General features: G+C 46.4%; 15 protein-coding genes and 3 rRNA genes. 2 read left to right on the top strand and 16 right to left on the bottom strand.

The genetic code is table 11. The features are described 5' to 3' along the window. Positions 1 to 61: 61 nt before the first annotated feature. From yabA to MKY84_RS02125, 7 genes are all read right to left on the bottom strand, one after another. Entirely contained in the window at positions 62 to 409 is a 348-nt protein-coding gene (gene yabA, locus MKY84_RS02155; RefSeq protein WP_342527457.1) for a DNA replication initiation control protein YabA, read from the bottom strand. Positions 410 to 437: 28 nt separating this feature from the next. Continuing rightward, complete coding sequence (locus MKY84_RS02150; protein ID WP_342527455.1) at positions 438 to 1,241, bottom strand: stage 0 sporulation family protein; 804 nt, start codon at positions 1,239 to 1,241, stop codon at positions 438 to 440. Beyond that, positions 1,234 to 2,235 (bottom strand): DNA polymerase III subunit delta', encoded by a 1,002-nt coding sequence (gene holB / locus MKY84_RS02145; protein ID WP_342527454.1) that lies wholly within the window; start codon positions 2,233 to 2,235, stop codon positions 1,234 to 1,236. Before holB ends, MKY84_RS02150 begins: the two co-directional genes overlap by 8 nt. 409 nt (positions 2,236 to 2,644) lie before the next feature. Continuing rightward, a complete protein-coding gene (locus tag MKY84_RS02140) occupies positions 2,645 to 2,974 on the bottom strand; it encodes a cyclic-di-AMP receptor (protein ID WP_342527452.1) in 330 nt (109 codons plus the stop codon). A gap of 20 nt (positions 2,975 to 2,994) precedes the next feature. Next, on the bottom strand, positions 2,995 to 3,630 hold the full coding sequence (gene tmk, locus MKY84_RS02135; protein WP_342527451.1) for a dTMP kinase: 636 nt from the start codon (positions 3,628 to 3,630) through the stop codon (positions 2,995 to 2,997). Continuing rightward, positions 3,627 to 5,048, bottom strand: coding sequence for an aminotransferase class I/II-fold pyridoxal phosphate-dependent enzyme (locus MKY84_RS02130; protein ID WP_342527449.1), 1,422 nt, complete (start codon positions 5,046 to 5,048; stop codon positions 3,627 to 3,629). Before MKY84_RS02130 ends, tmk begins: the two co-directional genes overlap by 4 nt. Before the next feature lie 44 nt (positions 5,049 to 5,092). Next, positions 5,093 to 5,515 (bottom strand): MarR family transcriptional regulator, encoded by a 423-nt coding sequence (locus MKY84_RS02125; protein WP_342527448.1) that lies wholly within the window; start codon positions 5,513 to 5,515, stop codon positions 5,093 to 5,095. Positions 5,516 to 5,700: 185 nt separating this feature from the next. Here MKY84_RS02125 and MKY84_RS02120 point away from each other — a divergent pair, with 185 nt between their 5' ends. Continuing rightward, complete coding sequence (locus tag MKY84_RS02120; RefSeq protein ID WP_342527447.1) at positions 5,701 to 6,981, top strand: GntP family permease; 1,281 nt, start codon at positions 5,701 to 5,703, stop codon at positions 6,979 to 6,981. 24 nt (positions 6,982 to 7,005) lie between these two features. Beyond that, positions 7,006 to 7,782 carry a 3-hydroxybutyrate dehydrogenase gene (locus MKY84_RS02115; protein ID WP_342527445.1) on the top strand — a complete coding sequence of 259 codons (777 nt, stop codon included), beginning with the start codon at positions 7,006 to 7,008 and terminating at the stop codon, positions 7,780 to 7,782. A 78-nt stretch (positions 7,783 to 7,860) separates the two neighbouring features. Here MKY84_RS02115 and MKY84_RS02110 read toward each other — a convergent pair whose 3' ends face one another. The 9 genes from MKY84_RS02110 to MKY84_RS02070 form a co-directional block, all read right to left on the bottom strand. Continuing rightward, positions 7,861 to 8,592: an amino acid ABC transporter ATP-binding protein gene (locus MKY84_RS02110; RefSeq protein ID WP_342527443.1), complete on the bottom strand. Its 732-nt coding sequence runs from the start codon at positions 8,590 to 8,592 to the stop codon at positions 7,861 to 7,863. Beyond that, positions 8,589 to 9,236 carry an amino acid ABC transporter permease gene (locus MKY84_RS02105; protein WP_342527442.1) on the bottom strand — a complete coding sequence of 216 codons (648 nt, stop codon included), beginning with the start codon at positions 9,234 to 9,236 and terminating at the stop codon, positions 8,589 to 8,591. The genes MKY84_RS02110 and MKY84_RS02105 overlap by 4 nt, the downstream gene beginning before the upstream one ends. 64 nt (positions 9,237 to 9,300) lie before the next feature. After that, on the bottom strand, positions 9,301 to 10,077 hold the full coding sequence (locus MKY84_RS02100) for a transporter substrate-binding domain-containing protein (RefSeq protein ID WP_342527441.1): 777 nt from the start codon (positions 10,075 to 10,077) through the stop codon (positions 9,301 to 9,303). A 642-nt stretch (positions 10,078 to 10,719) separates the two neighbouring features. Next, a 5S ribosomal RNA gene (gene rrf, locus MKY84_RS02095) occupies positions 10,720 to 10,835 on the bottom strand. Between the two features lie 46 nt (positions 10,836 to 10,881). Beyond that, positions 10,882 to 13,807, bottom strand: a 23S ribosomal RNA gene (locus MKY84_RS02090). A 188-nt stretch (positions 13,808 to 13,995) separates the two neighbouring features. After that, a 16S ribosomal RNA gene (locus MKY84_RS02085) occupies positions 13,996 to 15,550 on the bottom strand. The 16S, 23S and 5S rRNA genes sit together here, the layout of an rRNA operon. A gap of 635 nt (positions 15,551 to 16,185) precedes the next feature. Continuing rightward, entirely contained in the window at positions 16,186 to 16,410 is a 225-nt protein-coding gene (locus tag MKY84_RS02080; protein ID WP_342527440.1) for a YaaL family protein, read from the bottom strand. Next, a complete protein-coding gene (gene recR / locus MKY84_RS02075; protein ID WP_342527439.1) occupies positions 16,410 to 17,006 on the bottom strand; it encodes a recombination mediator RecR in 597 nt (198 codons plus the stop codon). The genes MKY84_RS02080 and recR overlap by 1 nt, the downstream gene beginning before the upstream one ends. Positions 17,007 to 17,018: 12 nt before the next feature. Then, positions 17,019 to 17,342 carry a YbaB/EbfC family nucleoid-associated protein gene (locus MKY84_RS02070; RefSeq protein WP_342527437.1) on the bottom strand — a complete coding sequence of 108 codons (324 nt, stop codon included), beginning with the start codon at positions 17,340 to 17,342 and terminating at the stop codon, positions 17,019 to 17,021. Positions 17,343 to 17,348: the final 6 nt, after the last annotated feature.

Raw genomic sequence — 17,348 nt, 5'->3', positions numbered from 1 at the left:
CAGTTTCACCTCGTTTAGTCATTTGAAAAAAGCTGACACCGAATTCGGTATCAGCTCCTCGTTAATTATCTTTATTTAAAAACGCTAGGCAGAACATACAGTCAAGCTCTTTGCGCGGACTTCCAAATTGCGGATGGCATACGTGGAAACCTTCTTGATACAAGCGTGCTAAATTGTCGTAGCCTTCACCGATATCACGTTTTGCCGGTCGTTTTTGTTCTTGTTGCAGTTTTGCTTCTTCCGCATGAATCGCGTCGAGACGTTCACGCAAATGACGATTCTCTTGCTGCAATGTCTGATGTTCTTCCATCATAATTGCGACGAACTCTTTTAAAGCCCGAAATTGCTCTTGCGTGGACTTTAATTGTTCTTCAAACGCAACAATCGTCTCCAAAAAATTACGGTCCATCACAACTCACCTCATCCATCTCTGCAGGTTACGAATGCTGCACTAATTCTTCTAGGGAATACTCGAGGACACGCTGTCCTTCAAATAATTCGACACGCAGGACGCGCTCTAAAATATTCAAACCGACAACCTTGCCCTTCCCTTCAGGAGTTGTCACACGTTGACCCAGGTCGGGAAGTAATGTCCGCGCCTGTTCATATTCATCATTTTCATATTTCAAACAACACATTAAACGGCCACATAAACCGGAAATCTTGGATGGGTTTAACGATAAGTTTTGGTCTTTTGCCATCTTGATAGAGACTGGCTCAAAGTCACCAAGGAATGTAGAACAGCAAAGCATACGGCCACATGGACCAATGCCACCGAGCATTTTGGCTTCATCACGAACGCCAATTTGACGCAGTTCAATACGCGTACGGAATACCGATGCCAAGTCTTTCACTAGATCTCGGAAATCGACACGGCCTTCTGCGGTAAAGTAGAAAATGATTTTGTTGCGATCGAAAGTAAATTCCACATCTACAAGCTTCATCTCTAATTTACGTTCACGGATTTTTGCATCCCCAAGCGCTAACGCTTGAAGAGACTCTGATTTATTTTCTTCGACTTGCAGACGATCTTTTTGAGAGGCCGGACGCACCACTTTACGAAGTGGCAAGACGACATCGTTTTCGTCTACTTGTCGTGCCGCACTGACGACCTTCCCAAATTCGACACCACGTGCCGTTTCAACAATTACATACTCGTCAAGCTCACAGACAAAGTCACCTGGATCAAAATAATATATTTTACCCGCTTTCTTGAAGCGGACGCCAATTACTTTATACAACTGAATTAACCTCCCGCAGCTCTATAACTAGCTGCTCCATTAACAACGTACGATTCGCATTTTGATGAAGACGACGTCTGGCTTTCATGATGTGTTCTAGCTGGTACGTCAATTGCTCAAACGTGCTTCGCATCGCGATTTGCTCCCATAGCGCATTCTTATCGGGAAACGTACTGCTGCTTCCGGGATTTGCTTTACTTGCTACGATATCTCGATAAGCAAAAAGCAGTAAATCTAAAACGCGCTCTGCTCTTTCTTTATCCTTTAGCAGTGGGATGACATGCTCATGTGCGTGTACTAACGCATGGGCTGTACCTTGTTCCAATGCCTCCATTAATTTTAACACGCCTTTTCGTGCAAGTCCAAACTCCTCTTCTTCTACAAGCGCCAATGCTTCTTCAAGAGAAGCTGCCACTTTACTTACAGTAGAAGCCATACTGTCTGAGACATTTTGGGCCACTAACTCTTGTTTGATTAGGTCTGTCGACACCGGTTGTAATGTCATCTGCTGACAGCGCGACCGAATCGTAGGGAGTAAGGCGTGAGGTTGGTTGGTGAGTAGAATAGCCGTTACTTCACTTGTCGGTTCTTCCAAAAACTTTAGTAAAGCATTTGCAGAGGATGCATTCATTCGGTGAGCATCCTGGACAATATAAAATTTGCGACCGGATTCACGTGCCGTCTTACTTAGTTCATGAATCAATTGATCGATTTGATTTCTTTTAATAAACTGACCATCCGGTTCGACAGTATGTACGTTTAAATGATTACCAGATTTCAGCAATCGACACGGACGACATGTTTCACATGGAACATTTTGCGGATTTTCACAAAGTGTCAGTTGGATGATAAAATGCGCGACCGCCAGTTTCCCAGCACCTTGATCTCCGGTTAATAGAAGAGCATGGCTGAGTCGCTCGTTTTGAATCATTCGGGTAATTTGGGCGACCAGACGCGGCTGACGCTCTGGTGCTTGAGTTGCTTGCCAGTCCATGACTGAGTCTCCCTTCGGTTATTGATGGACGAAGGTTTTGCTAGGTGTGAATTAGTTTCCATAATATGACTCAGGGCACAAACAGCGTTCTTGAGGACACAAAAACGTTCCCTCGAGTCATAAAACAATCTCCGCAGGTCACAAAACCTGTTGCTTAGGGCACATAACCTTTAGCGACCTAAGCCCTTGCTAGGAAAACCTTCGATTTCTTGGCAAGCCTGCTCCACATTTCTTAGTATCGAGTTGCAGACGTTAGAAATGCACGCAAAAACCATTCACCCCAATGGAGGCAAAGAACGCCTCCATTGGTGCGCCTGGTTTTCACGAGATTTCTGGACGAACGTCTTCCACATCTAGTTTTAAAAAAAGCCGCATGCGCAATTATGCGACACACGGCCCCTCGTGTTGTTTAGAAGTGATGGAAATGTTCAATCGGCAAAACAAACACAGTTGCTCCGCCCACTTCTACTTCCACTGGATACGGAATATAGGAATCCGCATTGCCACCCATCGGGGATACCGGGGCGACCATCTGTTCACGTGCACGACAGTTATCTCGTATTAAATCAAGTACAGTAGGTACAAGATGATCTTCAGTTCCAATTAAAAAGGTTGTGTTTCCAGAACGCAAGAATCCTCCCGTGCTGGCAAGTTTCGTTGCTCGGAATTTCGCCTTAGTCAGGGCGTTCGACAAACGGTTGCTGTCTTGATCCTGAACGACTGCGACGACTAATTTCATAGGATCCACCTCCACTCTCTTTAGTATACCATATTTAAATCTTGACGAATGTGTGTATACATCTCTTCTTCGACCTCTGGAATCGATTTTCCTGCATCGATTCGCACAATCCGTTCAGGAAATTTTTCAAGTAGTTTCTGGTAGCCCTCGTACACTTTTTGATGAAACGCCAGTCCTTCTTCATCCAGTCGATTGACCTCCCGAATGGCAGAAGCTTCAATTCTGCGAAGCCCCTCTTCTGGGGTGATATCAAAGAAGTATGTGCGTACGGGAAGGAACCCTTCAATCGCAAATTGATTAATTGACCATACTTCATCAACCCCAAGACCTCTTGCATATCCTTGATAAGCCAATGAGCTATCCACAAAGCGGTCGCAAATCACGACTTTTCCTTGTTCAAGTGCAGGACGAACTTTTTCCATTAAATGCTGGCGACGTGCTGCAGCGTATAAAAGGGCTTCTGTACGGCTGTCCATTGCTGTATTTTTCGTATCGTGTAACACTTCGCGAATTTGTTCAGCAATGGGAATACCGCCTGGCTCACGTGTCATCACGACCTCAAATCCTTCATTTAGCAATCGTTCTGCCACGCGTTGCGTTACGGTTGTTTTACCTGCCCCATCTGGTCCTTCAATCGTTATAAATAATCCACTCATTTTTTTGTTTCCTCCAGTACATAAACTTGCCGTTCTGCTAATCGATGTTCTCCTTGAAAAGCCGCTTTCCCCATTAGGCATTCTTCTAGTTGAACTAGTGTCTTCACCGTGAAGCGCTCTCCTGGCACTAGCAGCGGGATACCTGGCGGATACGGGATGATAGCGCCTTTTGCCGTCCTGCCGATAGCTTTTGTGTAAGAAATCCATTCGCCCTTACTTCGCTCCACCACTTCTAGCGGAACTTCTAGCTGAGTCAGTTGGTTTGCGGTTACCGCGGTCACCACAGGAAGTGCTTGTGGTCGGACCGATTTGAGCGCTTCACAAGCTCGTTTCACGCGACTGCGTAACTCTGCGAAGCGATAATCTTCCCCATACTTGAGTAAAGGAAGCATCCAAAGCACATGCTGACCATGTGCGAGTTCGACGTAGACACCTTGCTTTTCGAGCGCATCCCGAACTTGATGACCCGCGTGTTGCCCAATACGGACGAGTAGCTTTAGCGGATCATCTACCTCTACAACGTCAAGACCCGGAAGTCCTTGCAAACTATCTAAGAATAGAGACCTCTTATCCATCAAGTGGTGATAGTCTCTTGCGGTGAAGGAGGCCAAGTAAGCTCGTGCATCATCAAGCGATGCCATTATCGGGTAAGACGGACTGCTCGACTGGAGCATTCGAAGTGCATGTTCAAGGCGGTTTTGAGAAACCAGCTCTGAATTGTAATGCATATAAGAGCCCATCGTCATAGCCGGTAAGCTTTTATGCGCGGATTGCACCACGACATCGGCACCACTTTCAAGAGCCGATAACGGAAAATAATCAGAGCCTTGGAAATGGGCACCATGCGCTTCATCTACTAACACAGGAACTTGCTGTTGATGGCAGAACTCCACAATTTCTACTAAGTCAGATGCGACGCCAAAGTAAGTGGGTGTTGTCAATGCCACTGCGCGTATAGTTGGAAACTGAGCAAATGCTTGTTGAATTCCTGTTAGAGTGACATGTGCTGCGGTCTCTGTACGATGATCCCATTCAGGAGTAATAAAAATCGGCGTCACATGCGCCAGTTCAAGTGCGTGGAACACAGACTTGTGCGCGTTGCGTTGAACGAGCACGTGATCTCCAGGTGACGTCGCCGCAAGCATCATCGCCAAGTTACCGACTGTCGATCCGTTTACAAGAAAGTAGCTGCTAGAAGCACCATAAAAGTTGGCCAATAAACCCTGCGCCTCTGCAATAACGCCTTCAGCGGCATGCAGGTCGTCTAAACCCGTCAATTCTGTCACATCATAGGGTAGACTATCGCGCAACGCCTTTGGTAATGTCCCAAAATAACCATTCTTATGACCCGGTACATGCAGCGACATCGGCTGCTTCTCTACAAACTGCTGAAGTTTCTCTACTACTGGTCGCCGCATCTTATTCACTTCCTTTTCACTAGTTGTTTTCAGTATACCACCCCTTATGCAGGGTCCTGATTCATTTTTTGCAGCATTTTTACTAGCTGGGCTTTCTCTTGCTTATCTAATGCCGAAAAGCTCTCTTCTAGGTAGGAAAAATGCTCTTCTAATAGACTCGTAATTAAACGATTCCCTAGTTTTGTAATTTCAACAAATGACCACCGTTTATCTGTAGGGCACGGTCGTTTTGTGATCAGTTCTTTTCGCAGTAATCGGTTGGTGACATTTGTGATACTACCACTTGGAATATCTAATGAACTACTCAATTGCTGCACCGTAAAGGTCCTATCAGGATTGCCTTGAAGTAACTCTAAAATACGAAAACTGTCCAATGTCAGCCCATACCCCTCCATTCGTTTGGTCACACTTTGCAAATACCGTTTACTTGTCTGAAACCATAAGGCATATAAATTTTCTGTCGCCATTTGATTGACCCCCTGTAATCGCTTTCAATAATTTATACTTAGGATATCGAAAATAGTCGCAATAATCAAGGTATATCAACAAGTTTCATTTGCATTGACTTCCAATTACCCTAATGATAGGATACCATTTTGCCCTCTTCTTTAGAGGACAGTTCGCATAGCGTAGACGAGAGGAGATATTCTACATGCTGAGCATATTAACAGGACTATTGTTATTAATGGTCCTTGCCTACTTTGGTTGGTCTATTCTATGGGTAGCCCCTTTGGCTGCTGGTGTAGTCGCCCTGATGAGTGGATTAGATGTTTTTGACACATACACAGGTACTTATATGGAAGGACTCGTTGGCTTTGTAGTCAAATGGTTCCCGATTTTCTTATTAGGTGCAGTCTTCGGAAAATTGATGGAGACAACTAACGCAGCAAAAGCTGTGGCTTTAAAAGTAACACAACTTATTGGAAAGAAACGTGCAATTCTTGGTGTTTTGATTGCAGCTGCAGTTTTAACCTATGGCGGGGTCAGCTTATTTGTAGTCGTGTTTGCTATTTATCCGATTGCACTTGAATTGTTCCGCGAGGCAAACGTTTCTCGCAGATTGCTCGTTCCGACATTTGCTCTTGGGGCTTTCACGTTCACCATGACATCCATGCCTGGAACGCCACAGATTCAAAATTTAATACCGATGGAGTATTTCGGGACAACGCCTATGGCAGCTCCGATCATCGGAATTGTCACATCACTCATTATGGCGGTCGGCGGATACTTCTGGCTGCATTACCGTCAGAAGCAACTGACAAAGGCTGGAGAAGGCTTTACAGAGCCCTCTAAAAAGCTGGAAGAAGCCGGGGAACAGATTATTCCCAACTGGATCATTTCTCTTATCCCGCTAGCTGTAGTGGTTATCTTGTTGAATGGATTTAAATTTGAACCTTTGTACGCACTATTAGTAGGTATTTTGACAATTCTTATTCTCAATATCCGCTTGTACAAAGTGTTTATTGAATCCATCAATGAAGGAGCAAAAGGTTCGGTTATGGCTATCTTGAATACAAGTGCTGCTGTTGGATTCGGTGCTGTTATCGCCATCGTCCCAGCCTTCGACACGATTACAGAATGGTTGCTTGGCATTTCTGACAATCCACTCGTTGCAGAAGCTGTTTCTGTACAAGTCATGGCCATTATCACAGGTTCTGCTTCGGGTGGTATGGGAATTGCACTTGGAACGCTAGGAGATACATTTGCATCTCTTGCACAAACGTCTGGCATTAGTGCTGATGTATTCCACCGAATTGCTTCGGTTGCTTCGGGTGCTTCTATCTTCCCAAATAACGGAGCGCTTTTAACTTTACTAGCTGTTACAGGCCTTACACATCGCGAAACCTATAAAGACGTATTTATGGTTGCTTTCTTGATTCCAACAATTGCTTTAGTGATTGGTGTCATCATGGGCGCAATCGGCATCATGTAATACAAAATCAGAGGAGGAAACAACATGGTAGAAAATAAAGTAGTCATCATCACAGGATCAGCACGTGGTATTGGATTTGAAATCGGTAAATATTTCGCACAAGCTGGCGCAAAAGTCGTTCTTTCAGATATCAATGAAGAAGGCGTTAAAGCATCTGCTGACGAATTAAACGCACAAGGCTTTACGTCAATCGGTATCAAAGCTGACGTAACGAACGAAGACGATTTGATCAACTTAGTGGCCACAACAAAAGAAACATTCGGTTCTGTGGATGTATTGATCAACAATGCAGGTCTGCAACACGTATCACCTATCGAAGACTTCCCAACAGCGAAATTTGAATTGATGCAAAAAATCATGCTAACAGCACCTTTCATCTTAATGAAGCACGTTTTCCCAATCATGAAAGAGCAAGGCTTTGGTCGCGTGATCAATATCGCTTCTATCAACGGAGTTATTGGTTTTGCTGGTAAAGCAGCTTATAACAGTGCAAAACACGGCGTAATCGGTCTGACGAAGGTAGCGGCTCTTGAAGGCGCTGAGCACGGTATCACAGTGAACGCAATCGCACCTGGTTATGTAGATACACCATTAGTACGTGGCCAGATGGCTGACCTTGCAGCAACACGCAACGTCGATATCGAAGACGTACTCGATGAAGTCTTGTACCCATTAATTCCTCAAAAACGTTTACTAGACGTAAGCGAAGTCGCGCATGCGGCATTGTTCCTTGCTTCAGAACAAGCAAAAGGCATGACGGGCCAGACGATGATTATCGATGGCGGCTACACAGCTCAATAAGTAAGGTAAGACAGTCCAATAAGGGCTGTCTTTTTTCATACAAAAAAAGAGGCCTCACTAAGTGAGTACCTCCCTCTCTTATAAAACTTTACTTAAGAAAGATTTCGTCCGTTCATGTTGCGGATTACCGAACAATTCTTTAGGAACATTTTCCTCAACGATGTAGCCACCGTCAATGAAGATAACACGATCCCCCACTTCAGCAGCAAAGCCCATCTCATGGGTGACAACGACCATCGTCATTCCTTCTTTTGCTAAATCCTTCATGACATCTAACACGTCCCCGACCATTTCCGGGTCAAGTGCAGACGTTGGTTCATCGAACAACATCACCTTGGGATCCATTGCAAGTGCTCGAGCGATCGCTACACGTTGCTTCTGACCACCCGATAGTTCTCCAGGGTAAGCGTCAGCCTTTTCACGAAGCCCTACTTTATCAAGAAGGGAATAGGCTTTCTTTTCAGCGTCTGCTGCTGAGAGCTTCTTCAGCTTCACAGGAGCAAGCGTAACGTTTTGCAGAACTGTCATATGAGGGAAAAGATTAAATTGCTGGAACACCATTCCTACATCTTGACGAATTTTATTAATATCATTTGCCTTATCATCTGTGATATCTTGACCGTTCACAAAGACATGACCATCTGTAATGTCTTCCAAACGATTCAAACAGCGCAAGAATGTACTTTTCCCTGAACCAGAAGGGCCAATGACACAAACCACTTCAGATGGTTCGATAACTGTACTTACATCTTTCAAGACTTCTAATTTCCCAAATGATTTTTTAAGGTTTTCTACGCGAATCATGCTCATCGTAAGACAAACCTCCTTTCTAGATAACTAGAGAGTAAGGATAACAGATAAATAATGACAAAATACATAATCCCTAATAATAAGTAAATAGTAAACGGTTCATATGTAGCACTTACCACGACTCGTCCACGTTGTGTTAAATCGGCAACACCAATGATAGAGAGTAGTGAAGTATCTTTCAGTGAAATAATTGCTTGATTTGTAATTGTCGGTAACATCCGACGGAATGCTTGAGGCAAAACAATAAACCTCATATTTTGATTGGAGTTTAAACCAAGTGAGCGAGCGGCCTCAGTTTGTCCTCGGTCAATCGATTGGATCCCTGCACGAATAATTTCGGCAAAGTAAGCACCTGCATTGATGGCAACTGTAACAATCCCTGCCCAAGTATTATCAAGTGCGATAAAGGAAAGAGAATTCAATCCAAAGTAAATAAAGAAAAGCTGCACGATAAATGGTGTTCCGCGAATCGCATCTACAAAGATTTTAGAGATCCATTGAAGCGGCTTAATCGGTGATAATCGGAATAATGCCATTACCAAACCAATCAAAAAACCTAACACTATAGCTACAGCAAAAATATAAAGCGTCACTTGCAGGCCATCAAGTAAGGTAGGCATAGCATTTTGAACATTTTCTAGCATTTGCTTTCAACTCCTTTGTATAAAAAAAGACGCGGATACTGCCGCGCCTTTCTGGTTTTGTTACTTATTCTGTGATATACGTACTGATGATTTCATCGTATTCGCCGCTATCACGAAGTTCTTGTAGACCTGTGTTGATTTTCTCAAGTAGATCTGCATTTTCGCCTTTTAGTACAGCAATACCATAGTTATCACCATTCAGACGCTCACCCACGATTTGAAGATCCAAGTTACTTTGTGCAATTGCATAAGCGATAACTGGATAATCTTCAATTAATACATCAGCGCTGCCATTAGAAACTTCTTGGAACATTGAAGGGCTATCTTCTAATGTTGTGATTTCATACCCATATTCAGCTTGATTGTCTTGTGCAAATTGAGCACCAGTTGTTCCAGTTTTCACAACAACTGTTTTACCTTCTAAATCTTCTAACCCTGAAATGTCAGAAGTGTCAGCTGCAGTAACTAGTGTTAATCCTGCTTCAAAGTACGGATCTGAGAAATCAACGACTTCTTTGCGCTCATCCGTAATACTCATTCCTGCAATCGCCACATCTAACTGACCAGCTTGAACTGCTGGAATAATACCACCGAAGTCCATTGGGTTTAATTCAATTTCAAATCCTTGGTTTTCAGCGATCGCACGAATCAAGTCAACATCGATTCCCTTATATTCACCGTCTTCTTCATATTCAAATGGTGGGTACGTTGTATCAATACCTACTTGATACACTTCTCCTTCAGAATCTCCTGATCCTTCATCGCTTGACCCACATGCAGCTACGATAAGTAGTGTAGCTATGAGTGCTGCGAGTAACGCTAACATCTTGCTTTTCTTCATAATATAAAACCCCCTTATGTTATGTTACGTTTTCCACTATACCATACTTTAGACCCTAATTGTAGCAATAGCCAGAGAATTCACACTAGATGTAGTGTTCTCAGGTTAGAAATTATGTTGAAATTCAGCATGGTTTTCAACAGCCAGATTTTGCTTATGACGATTGTTTTGAAGATCAAAAAAACGAATGAAGAGGACTGGAGTTTGAGGAGAGATTCGATGGATACGGAGTGAGTTTCGGTGATTGTGTCGGAGGTTTTGCCGATTGTGTCGAGAGTTTCGACCCCTATTTTCTGCGTTTCACACGATGCTGATATTATGGAAACCAATTTATGTCAGGTCGACCCCAGAGCTACCCAAGCCCTTGCTAGAAAGAGCTCTTGGTCACTCAAGGTCTTACTAGGAAGGGCTTTGTGATTGTCAGTACTCACAGAGAGTGCTACGGTAGCGTTTCGATGACTAATTAAAGGGTTTCGGCGATTGTGTAGGAGGTTTCGACGATTGTGTCGGGAGTTTCGACCTCTATCTTCCGCGTTTCACACGATGCTGCTATTATGGAAACTTAATTGCCCCTCACGGGACTTCACTAGAAAGTTCAAGACAACAAAAAAAGCCACCCCTGACGGGATGACCTTCTTGTGTGCCCAGCGACGTCCTACTCTCACAGGGGGAGACCCCCAACTACCATCGGCGCTGAAGAGCTTAACTTCCGTGTTCGGTATGGGAACGGGTGTGACCTCTTCGCCATCATCACTAGACCTTGAGCCTGTTCGCTCAAAACTGGATAGAACTCCATTGATTTTTTTGGTTAAGTCCTCGATCGATTAGTATTCGTCAGCTCCACACATCGCTGTGCTTCCACCCCGAACCTATCTACCTCATCGTCTTTGAGGGATCTTACTTACTTGCGTAATGGGAAATCTCATCTTGAGGGGGGCTTCATGCTTAGATGCTTTCAGCACTTATCCCGTCCACACATAGCTACCCAGCGATGCCTTTGGCAAGACAACTGGTACACCAGCGGTGTGTCCATCCCGGTCCTCTCGTACTAAGGACAGCTCCTCTCAAATTTCCTACGCCCACGACGGATAGGGACCGAACTGTCTCACGACGTTCTGAACCCAGCTCGCGTACCGCTTTAATGGGCGAACAGCCCAACCCTTGGGACCGACTACAGCCCCAGGATGCGATGAGCCGACATCGAGGTGCCAAACCTCCCCGTCGATGTGGACTCTTGGGGGAGATAAGCCTGTTATCCCCGGGGTAGCTTTTATCCGTTGAGCGATGGCCCTTCCATGCGGAACCACCGGATCACTAAGCCCGTCTTTCGACCCTGCTCGACTTGTAGGTCTCGCAGTCAAGCTCCCTTATGCCTTTACACTCTACGAATGATTTCCAACCATTCTGAGGGAACCTTTGGGCGCCTCCGTTACACTTTAGGAGGCGACCGCCCCAGTCAAACTGTCCGCCTGACACTGTCTCCTGCCCGGGTAACGGGCATGGGTTAGAACTTCAATACAACCAGGGTAGTATCCCACCGACGCCTCCTCCGAAGCTGGCGCTCCGGGCTCTTAGGCTCCTACCTATCCTGTACAAGTTGCACCAAAGTTCAATATCAGGCTACAGTAAAGCTCCACGGGGTCTTTCCGTCCTGTCGCGGGTAACCTGCATCTTCACAGGTACTATAATTTCACCGAGTCTCTCGTTGAGACAGTGCCCAGATCGTTACGCCTTTCGTGCGGGTCGGAACTTACCCGACAAGGAATTTCGCTACCTTAGGACCGTTATAGTTACGGCCGCCGTTTACTGGGGCTTCAATTCGCACCTTCGCTTGCGCTAAGCACTCCTCTTAACCTTCCAGCACCGGGCAGGCGTCAGCCCCTATACGTCACCTTACGGTTTTGCAGAGACCTGTGTTTTTGCTAAACAGTCGCCTGGGCCTATTCACTGCGGCTCTCTCGGGCTTTCACCCTGTCAGAGCACCCCTTCTCCCGAAGTTACGGGGTCATTTTGCCGAGTTCCTTAACGAGAGTTCACTCGCTCACCTTAGGATTCTCTCCTCGACCACCTGTGTCGGTTTGCGGTACGGGCACCTCCCGCCTCGCTAGAGGCTTTTCTTGGCAGCGTGAAATCAGAAACTTCGGACTACGTCCTCCTCGTCACAGCCTGGTGTTGTAGATGCGGGATTTGCCTCACATCACACCTCACTGCTTGAACGTGCACATCCAACCGCACGCTTCCCTATCCTACTGCGTCCCCCCATCACTCAAATGGCGGGGAGGTGGTACAGGAATATCAACCTGTTGTCCATCGTCTACGCCTATCGGCCTCGACTTAGGTCCCGACTGACCCTGAGCGGACGAGCCTTCCTCAGGAAACCTTGGTCATACGGTGGATGGGATTCTCACCCATCTTTCGCTACTCATACCGGCATTCTCACTTCTAAGCGCTCCACCTGTCCTTCCGGTCAAGCTTCGACGCCCTTAGAACGCTCTCCTACCACGCATACCCTAGGTATGCATCCACAGCTTCGGTGAACCGTTTAGCCCCGATACATTTTCGGCGCAGCGTCACTCGACCAGTGAGCTATTACGCACTCTTTAAATGATGGCTGCTTCTAAGCCAACATCCTGGTTGTCTAAGCAACGCCACATCCTTTTCCACTTAACGGTTACTTTGGGACCTTAGCTGGTGGTCTGGGCTGTTTCCCTCTTGACTACGGATCTTATCACTCGCAGTCTGACTCCCAGATACAAATCATCGGCATTCGGAGTTTGTCTGAATTCGGTAACCCGGGATGGGCCCCTAGTCCAAACAGTGCTCTACCTCCGAGATTCTTTATCTGAGGCTAGCCCTAAAGCTATTTCGGAGAGAACCAGCTATCTCCAGGTTCGATTGGAATTTCTCCGCTACCCACACCTCATCCCCGCACTTTTCAACGTGCGTGGGTTCGGACCTCCAGTGAGTGTTACCTCACCTTCATCCTGGACATGGGTAGATCACCTGGTTTCGGGTCTACGACCCCATACTCATTCGCCCTATTCAGACTCGCTTTCGCTGCGGCTCCGTCTCCTCGACTTAACCTTGCATGGAATCGTAACTCGCCGGTTCATTCTACAAAAGGCACGCTATCACCCATTAACGGGCTCTAACTACTTGTAGGCACACGGTTTCAGGATCTGTTTCACTCCCCTTCCGGGGTGCTTTTCACCTTTCCCTCACGGTACTGGTTCACTATCGGTCACTAGGGAGTATTTAGCCTTGGGAGATGGTCCTCCCGGATTCCGACGGAATTTCACGTGTTCCGCCGTACTCAGGATACACTCTGGAGGGCAATAGGTTTGGACTACAGGACTTTTACCTCGTGTCGTGGGCCTTTCCAGACCGCTTCGTCTACCTATCGCCTTTGTAACTCCGTATAGAGTGTCCTACAACCCCAAGAGGCAAGCCTCTTGGTTTGGGCTCTTCCCGTTTCGCTCGCCGCTACTCAGGGAATCGATTTTTCTTTCTCTTCCTCCAGGTACTTAGATGTTTCAGTTCCCTGGGTCTGCCTCCGACCAGCTATGTATTCACTGGAAGGTAACATGCCATTACGCATGCTGGGTTTCCCCATTCGGAAATCTCCGGATCAAAGCTCACTTACAGCTCCCCGAAGCATATCGGTGTTAGTGCCGTCCTTCATAGGCTCCTAGTGCCAAGGCATCCACCGTGCGCCCTTCCTAACTTAACCTAAGTTAGTGCTCCTCTAAAAAAGAAGAGACTTAAGGTCACACGTCAATTGCTTGACGTTGTGTTTGTTACAATCAATGTCGTTCTATCCAGTTTTCAAAGAACAGGTTCTGAATGTATGAACATTCAAAACTGAACTGCAAGACGTCAAGTCTCAGACCCAAGGGTCTGTTCCGAAATATTCCTTAGAAAGGAGGTGATCCAGCCGCACCTTCCGATACGGCTACCTTGTTACGACTTCACCCCAATCATCTGTCCCACCTTCGGCGGCTGGCTCCATAAATGGTTACCCCACCGACTTCGGGTGTTACAAACTCTCGTGGTGTGACGGGCGGTGTGTACAAGGCCCGGGAACGTATTCACCGTGGCATGCTGATCCACGATTACTAGCGATTCCAGCTTCATGTAGGCGAGTTGCAGCCTACAATCCGAACTGAGAATGGTTTTATGGGATTGGCTTGCCCTCGCGGGTTTGCAGCCCTTTGTACCATCCATTGTAGCACGTGTGTAGCCCAGGTCATAAGGGGCATGATGATTTGACGTCATCCCCACCTTCCTCCGGTTTGTCACCGGCAGTCACCTTAGAGTGCCCAACTGAATGCTGGCAACTAAGATCAAGGGTTGCGCTCGTTGCGGGACTTAACCCAACATCTCACGACACGAGCTGACGACAACCATGCACCACCTGTCACCGCCGTCCCCGAAGGGAAGGCCTAGTCTCCTAGGCGGTCGGCGGGATGTCAAGACCTGGTAAGGTTCTTCGCGTTGCTTCGAATTAAACCACATGCTCCACCGCTTGTGCGGGCCCCCGTCAATTCCTTTGAGTTTCAGTCTTGCGACCGTACTCCCCAGGCGGAGTGCTTAATGCGTTAGCTGCAGCACTAAGGGGCGGAAACCCCCTAACACTTAGCACTCATCGTTTACGGCGTGGACTACCAGGGTATCTAATCCTGTTTGCTCCCCACGCTTTCGCGCCTCAGCGTCAGTTACAGACCAGAAAGCCGCCTTCGCCACTGGTGTTCCTCCAAATCTCTACGCATTTCACCGCTACACTTGGAATTCCGCTTTCCTCTTCTGCACTCAAGTCCCCCAGTTTCCAATGACCCTCCACGGTTGAGCCGTGGGCTTTCACATCAGACTTAAGGGACCGCCTGCGCGCGCTTTACGCCCAATGATTCCGGACAACGCTTGCCACCTACGTATTACCGCGGCTGCTGGCACGTAGTTAGCCGTGGCTTTCTAATGAGGTACCGTCAAGGTACCGACAGTTACTCCGGTACTTGTTCTTCCCTCACAACAGAGTTTTACGATCCGAGAACCTTCTTCACTCACGCGGCGTTGCTCCATCAGACTTTCGTCCATTGTGGAAGATTCCCTACTGCTGCCTCCCGTAGGAGTCTGGGCCGTGTCTCAGTCCCAGTGTGGCCGATCACCCTCTCAGGTCGGCTACGCATCGTGGCCTTGGTGAGCCGTTACCTCACCAACTAGCTAATGCGCCGCGGGCCCATCCTGTAGTGACAGCCGAAACCGTCTTTCAACATCGGACCATGAGGTCCGATGGATTATTCGGTATTAGCCCCGGTTTCCCGGAGTTATCCCAATCTACAGGGCAGGTTGCCCACGTGTTACTCACCCGTCCGCCGCTGAATCGAGAGGAGCAAGCTCCTCTTTTCATCCGCTCGACTTGCATGTATTAGGCACGCCGCCAGCGTTCGTCCTGAGCCAGGATCAAACTCTCCATAAAGAGAACTTAATATAAGCTCATTTTGTTGCTGGCATCTGTCACTTTTAAAAAGTAACGATATCCATTTTGAACGTCCGTCACATCCGTTTATAGGAAGTGACTTGGTTCGTGTTTGCGTCACGCACACCCAACGGGGGTCGGGGCGGTGACGCTCTATCTTGACGTCTTGCATGTTCAGTTTTCAATGTTCATATGTCGTCTTGAGACAACTTTTAAAGTATACCAACTCTACAAGTTGTTGTCAACACTTTATTTCACAATAGTGTTTCTGTGATTCAGTGTTGTCTTGGCGACCTAATTTATAATACATGGTATTTACTTATTGGTCAACATCTTTTTCACCTTATAGCAAAAAAGATAAAATCACTATCCCGAGAACTCCTGGCACCCCACAAATCACTGTAAAACCCGCGGTAAAATAATTGATAGGTATATACCAATCACTTCCGGTGTAGCTCGCTGTTAAGTGAACTACATACAAACAAAGAATGCCAACTGCAGCTCTCCATAAAAAACGACCTGACCAATCAAAGAGATGAGCCAAGGGTTTTCGTAATACATACAAAACAATCAAAAGAAAAAGGGAAAGACCGAGATACACCATCTCACAGCTCCTTTCCCTTCACTATATGAGATTACTTTCGTTTATAGACTACTTGTCGCCGCTTCGCTTCACCATAAAGATAGAAATGAATGCTCTCTAACGTTTTTCGTTTAGCAATAGCGTCAAGATCATAATCATCAAGATGGGCTTCGACAGCCTGGGCAGTATGCCAGTCTTCACGTGTTTCTTCTAATAAACGGATAAAGCGAGCGTCAAACTCTTTTTTAATCTTAGCTCGGCGGGAAAATAAAGCCATTACAGCTCCCGTCTCCCTTCTAGCGCCTTCGATAATGTCACTTCATCTGCATATTCGAGGTCGCCTCCTACAGGTAGGCCATGGGCAATACGTGTAGTGCGTATTCCAGAAGGCTTCACGAGACGAGAAATATACATCGCTGTTGCTTCTCCTTCTATAGTAGGGTTCGTTGCTAAGATGAGTTCTTGCACTTGCTCATTTTGAAGTCGTTGAAGAAGTGGTGGGATATTGATATCCTCCGGGCCTATGCCTTCCATAGGAGAGATAGCCCCATGTAAAACATGGTAAAGACCTTGGTAATCACGCATCTTTTCCATCGCAATCACATCTTTCGTGTCTTGAACAACACAAATCATAGTTTGATTACGAGACGTATCTTGGCAAATGGCACACGGATCGATGTCGGTAATATGACCACAGACCGTACAATAGCTGAGGTTACGTTTTGCATCAATCAGTGCTTTTGCAAAGTCTGTAACCGTGTCTTCCTTCATACTTAACACAAAAAACGCCAGACGAGCCGCTGTCTTTGGCCCGATGCCTGGCAGTTTCATAAAGCTATCGATTAATTTTGAGATCGGAGCTGGATAATGCATACTGGTGTCCTCCTAGAACATGCCAGGGAGGTTCAATCCTTTCGTGAATTGGCCCATAGTGGCATTCGATGTCTCTTCTGCTTTCTTCAATGCTTCGTTTGTAGCAATGACAATTAAATCTTGTAACATTTCTACGTCTTCTGGATCGACAACAGCCTCATCAAGAGCGACACCCACAACTTCACGGTGACCCGTAACTGTTACTTTGACCATACCGCCACCAGCAACACCTTCAAAATGTTGTGTACCTAGTTCTTCTTGAGCCTCTGCCATTTTCTTTTGCATTTTTTGCATTTGTTTCATCATACCTTGCATATTTCCCATTCCACCACGCATAGTGAT

Origin of the sequence: Chryseomicrobium sp. FSL W7-1435, from assembly GCF_038595005.1 — a bacterium.
GTDB lineage: Bacteria > Bacillota > Bacilli > Bacillales_A > Planococcaceae > Chryseomicrobium.
The sequence above is the reverse complement of the archived record's forward strand: the minus strand, read 5'-3'. Positions and strand labels throughout refer to the sequence as shown.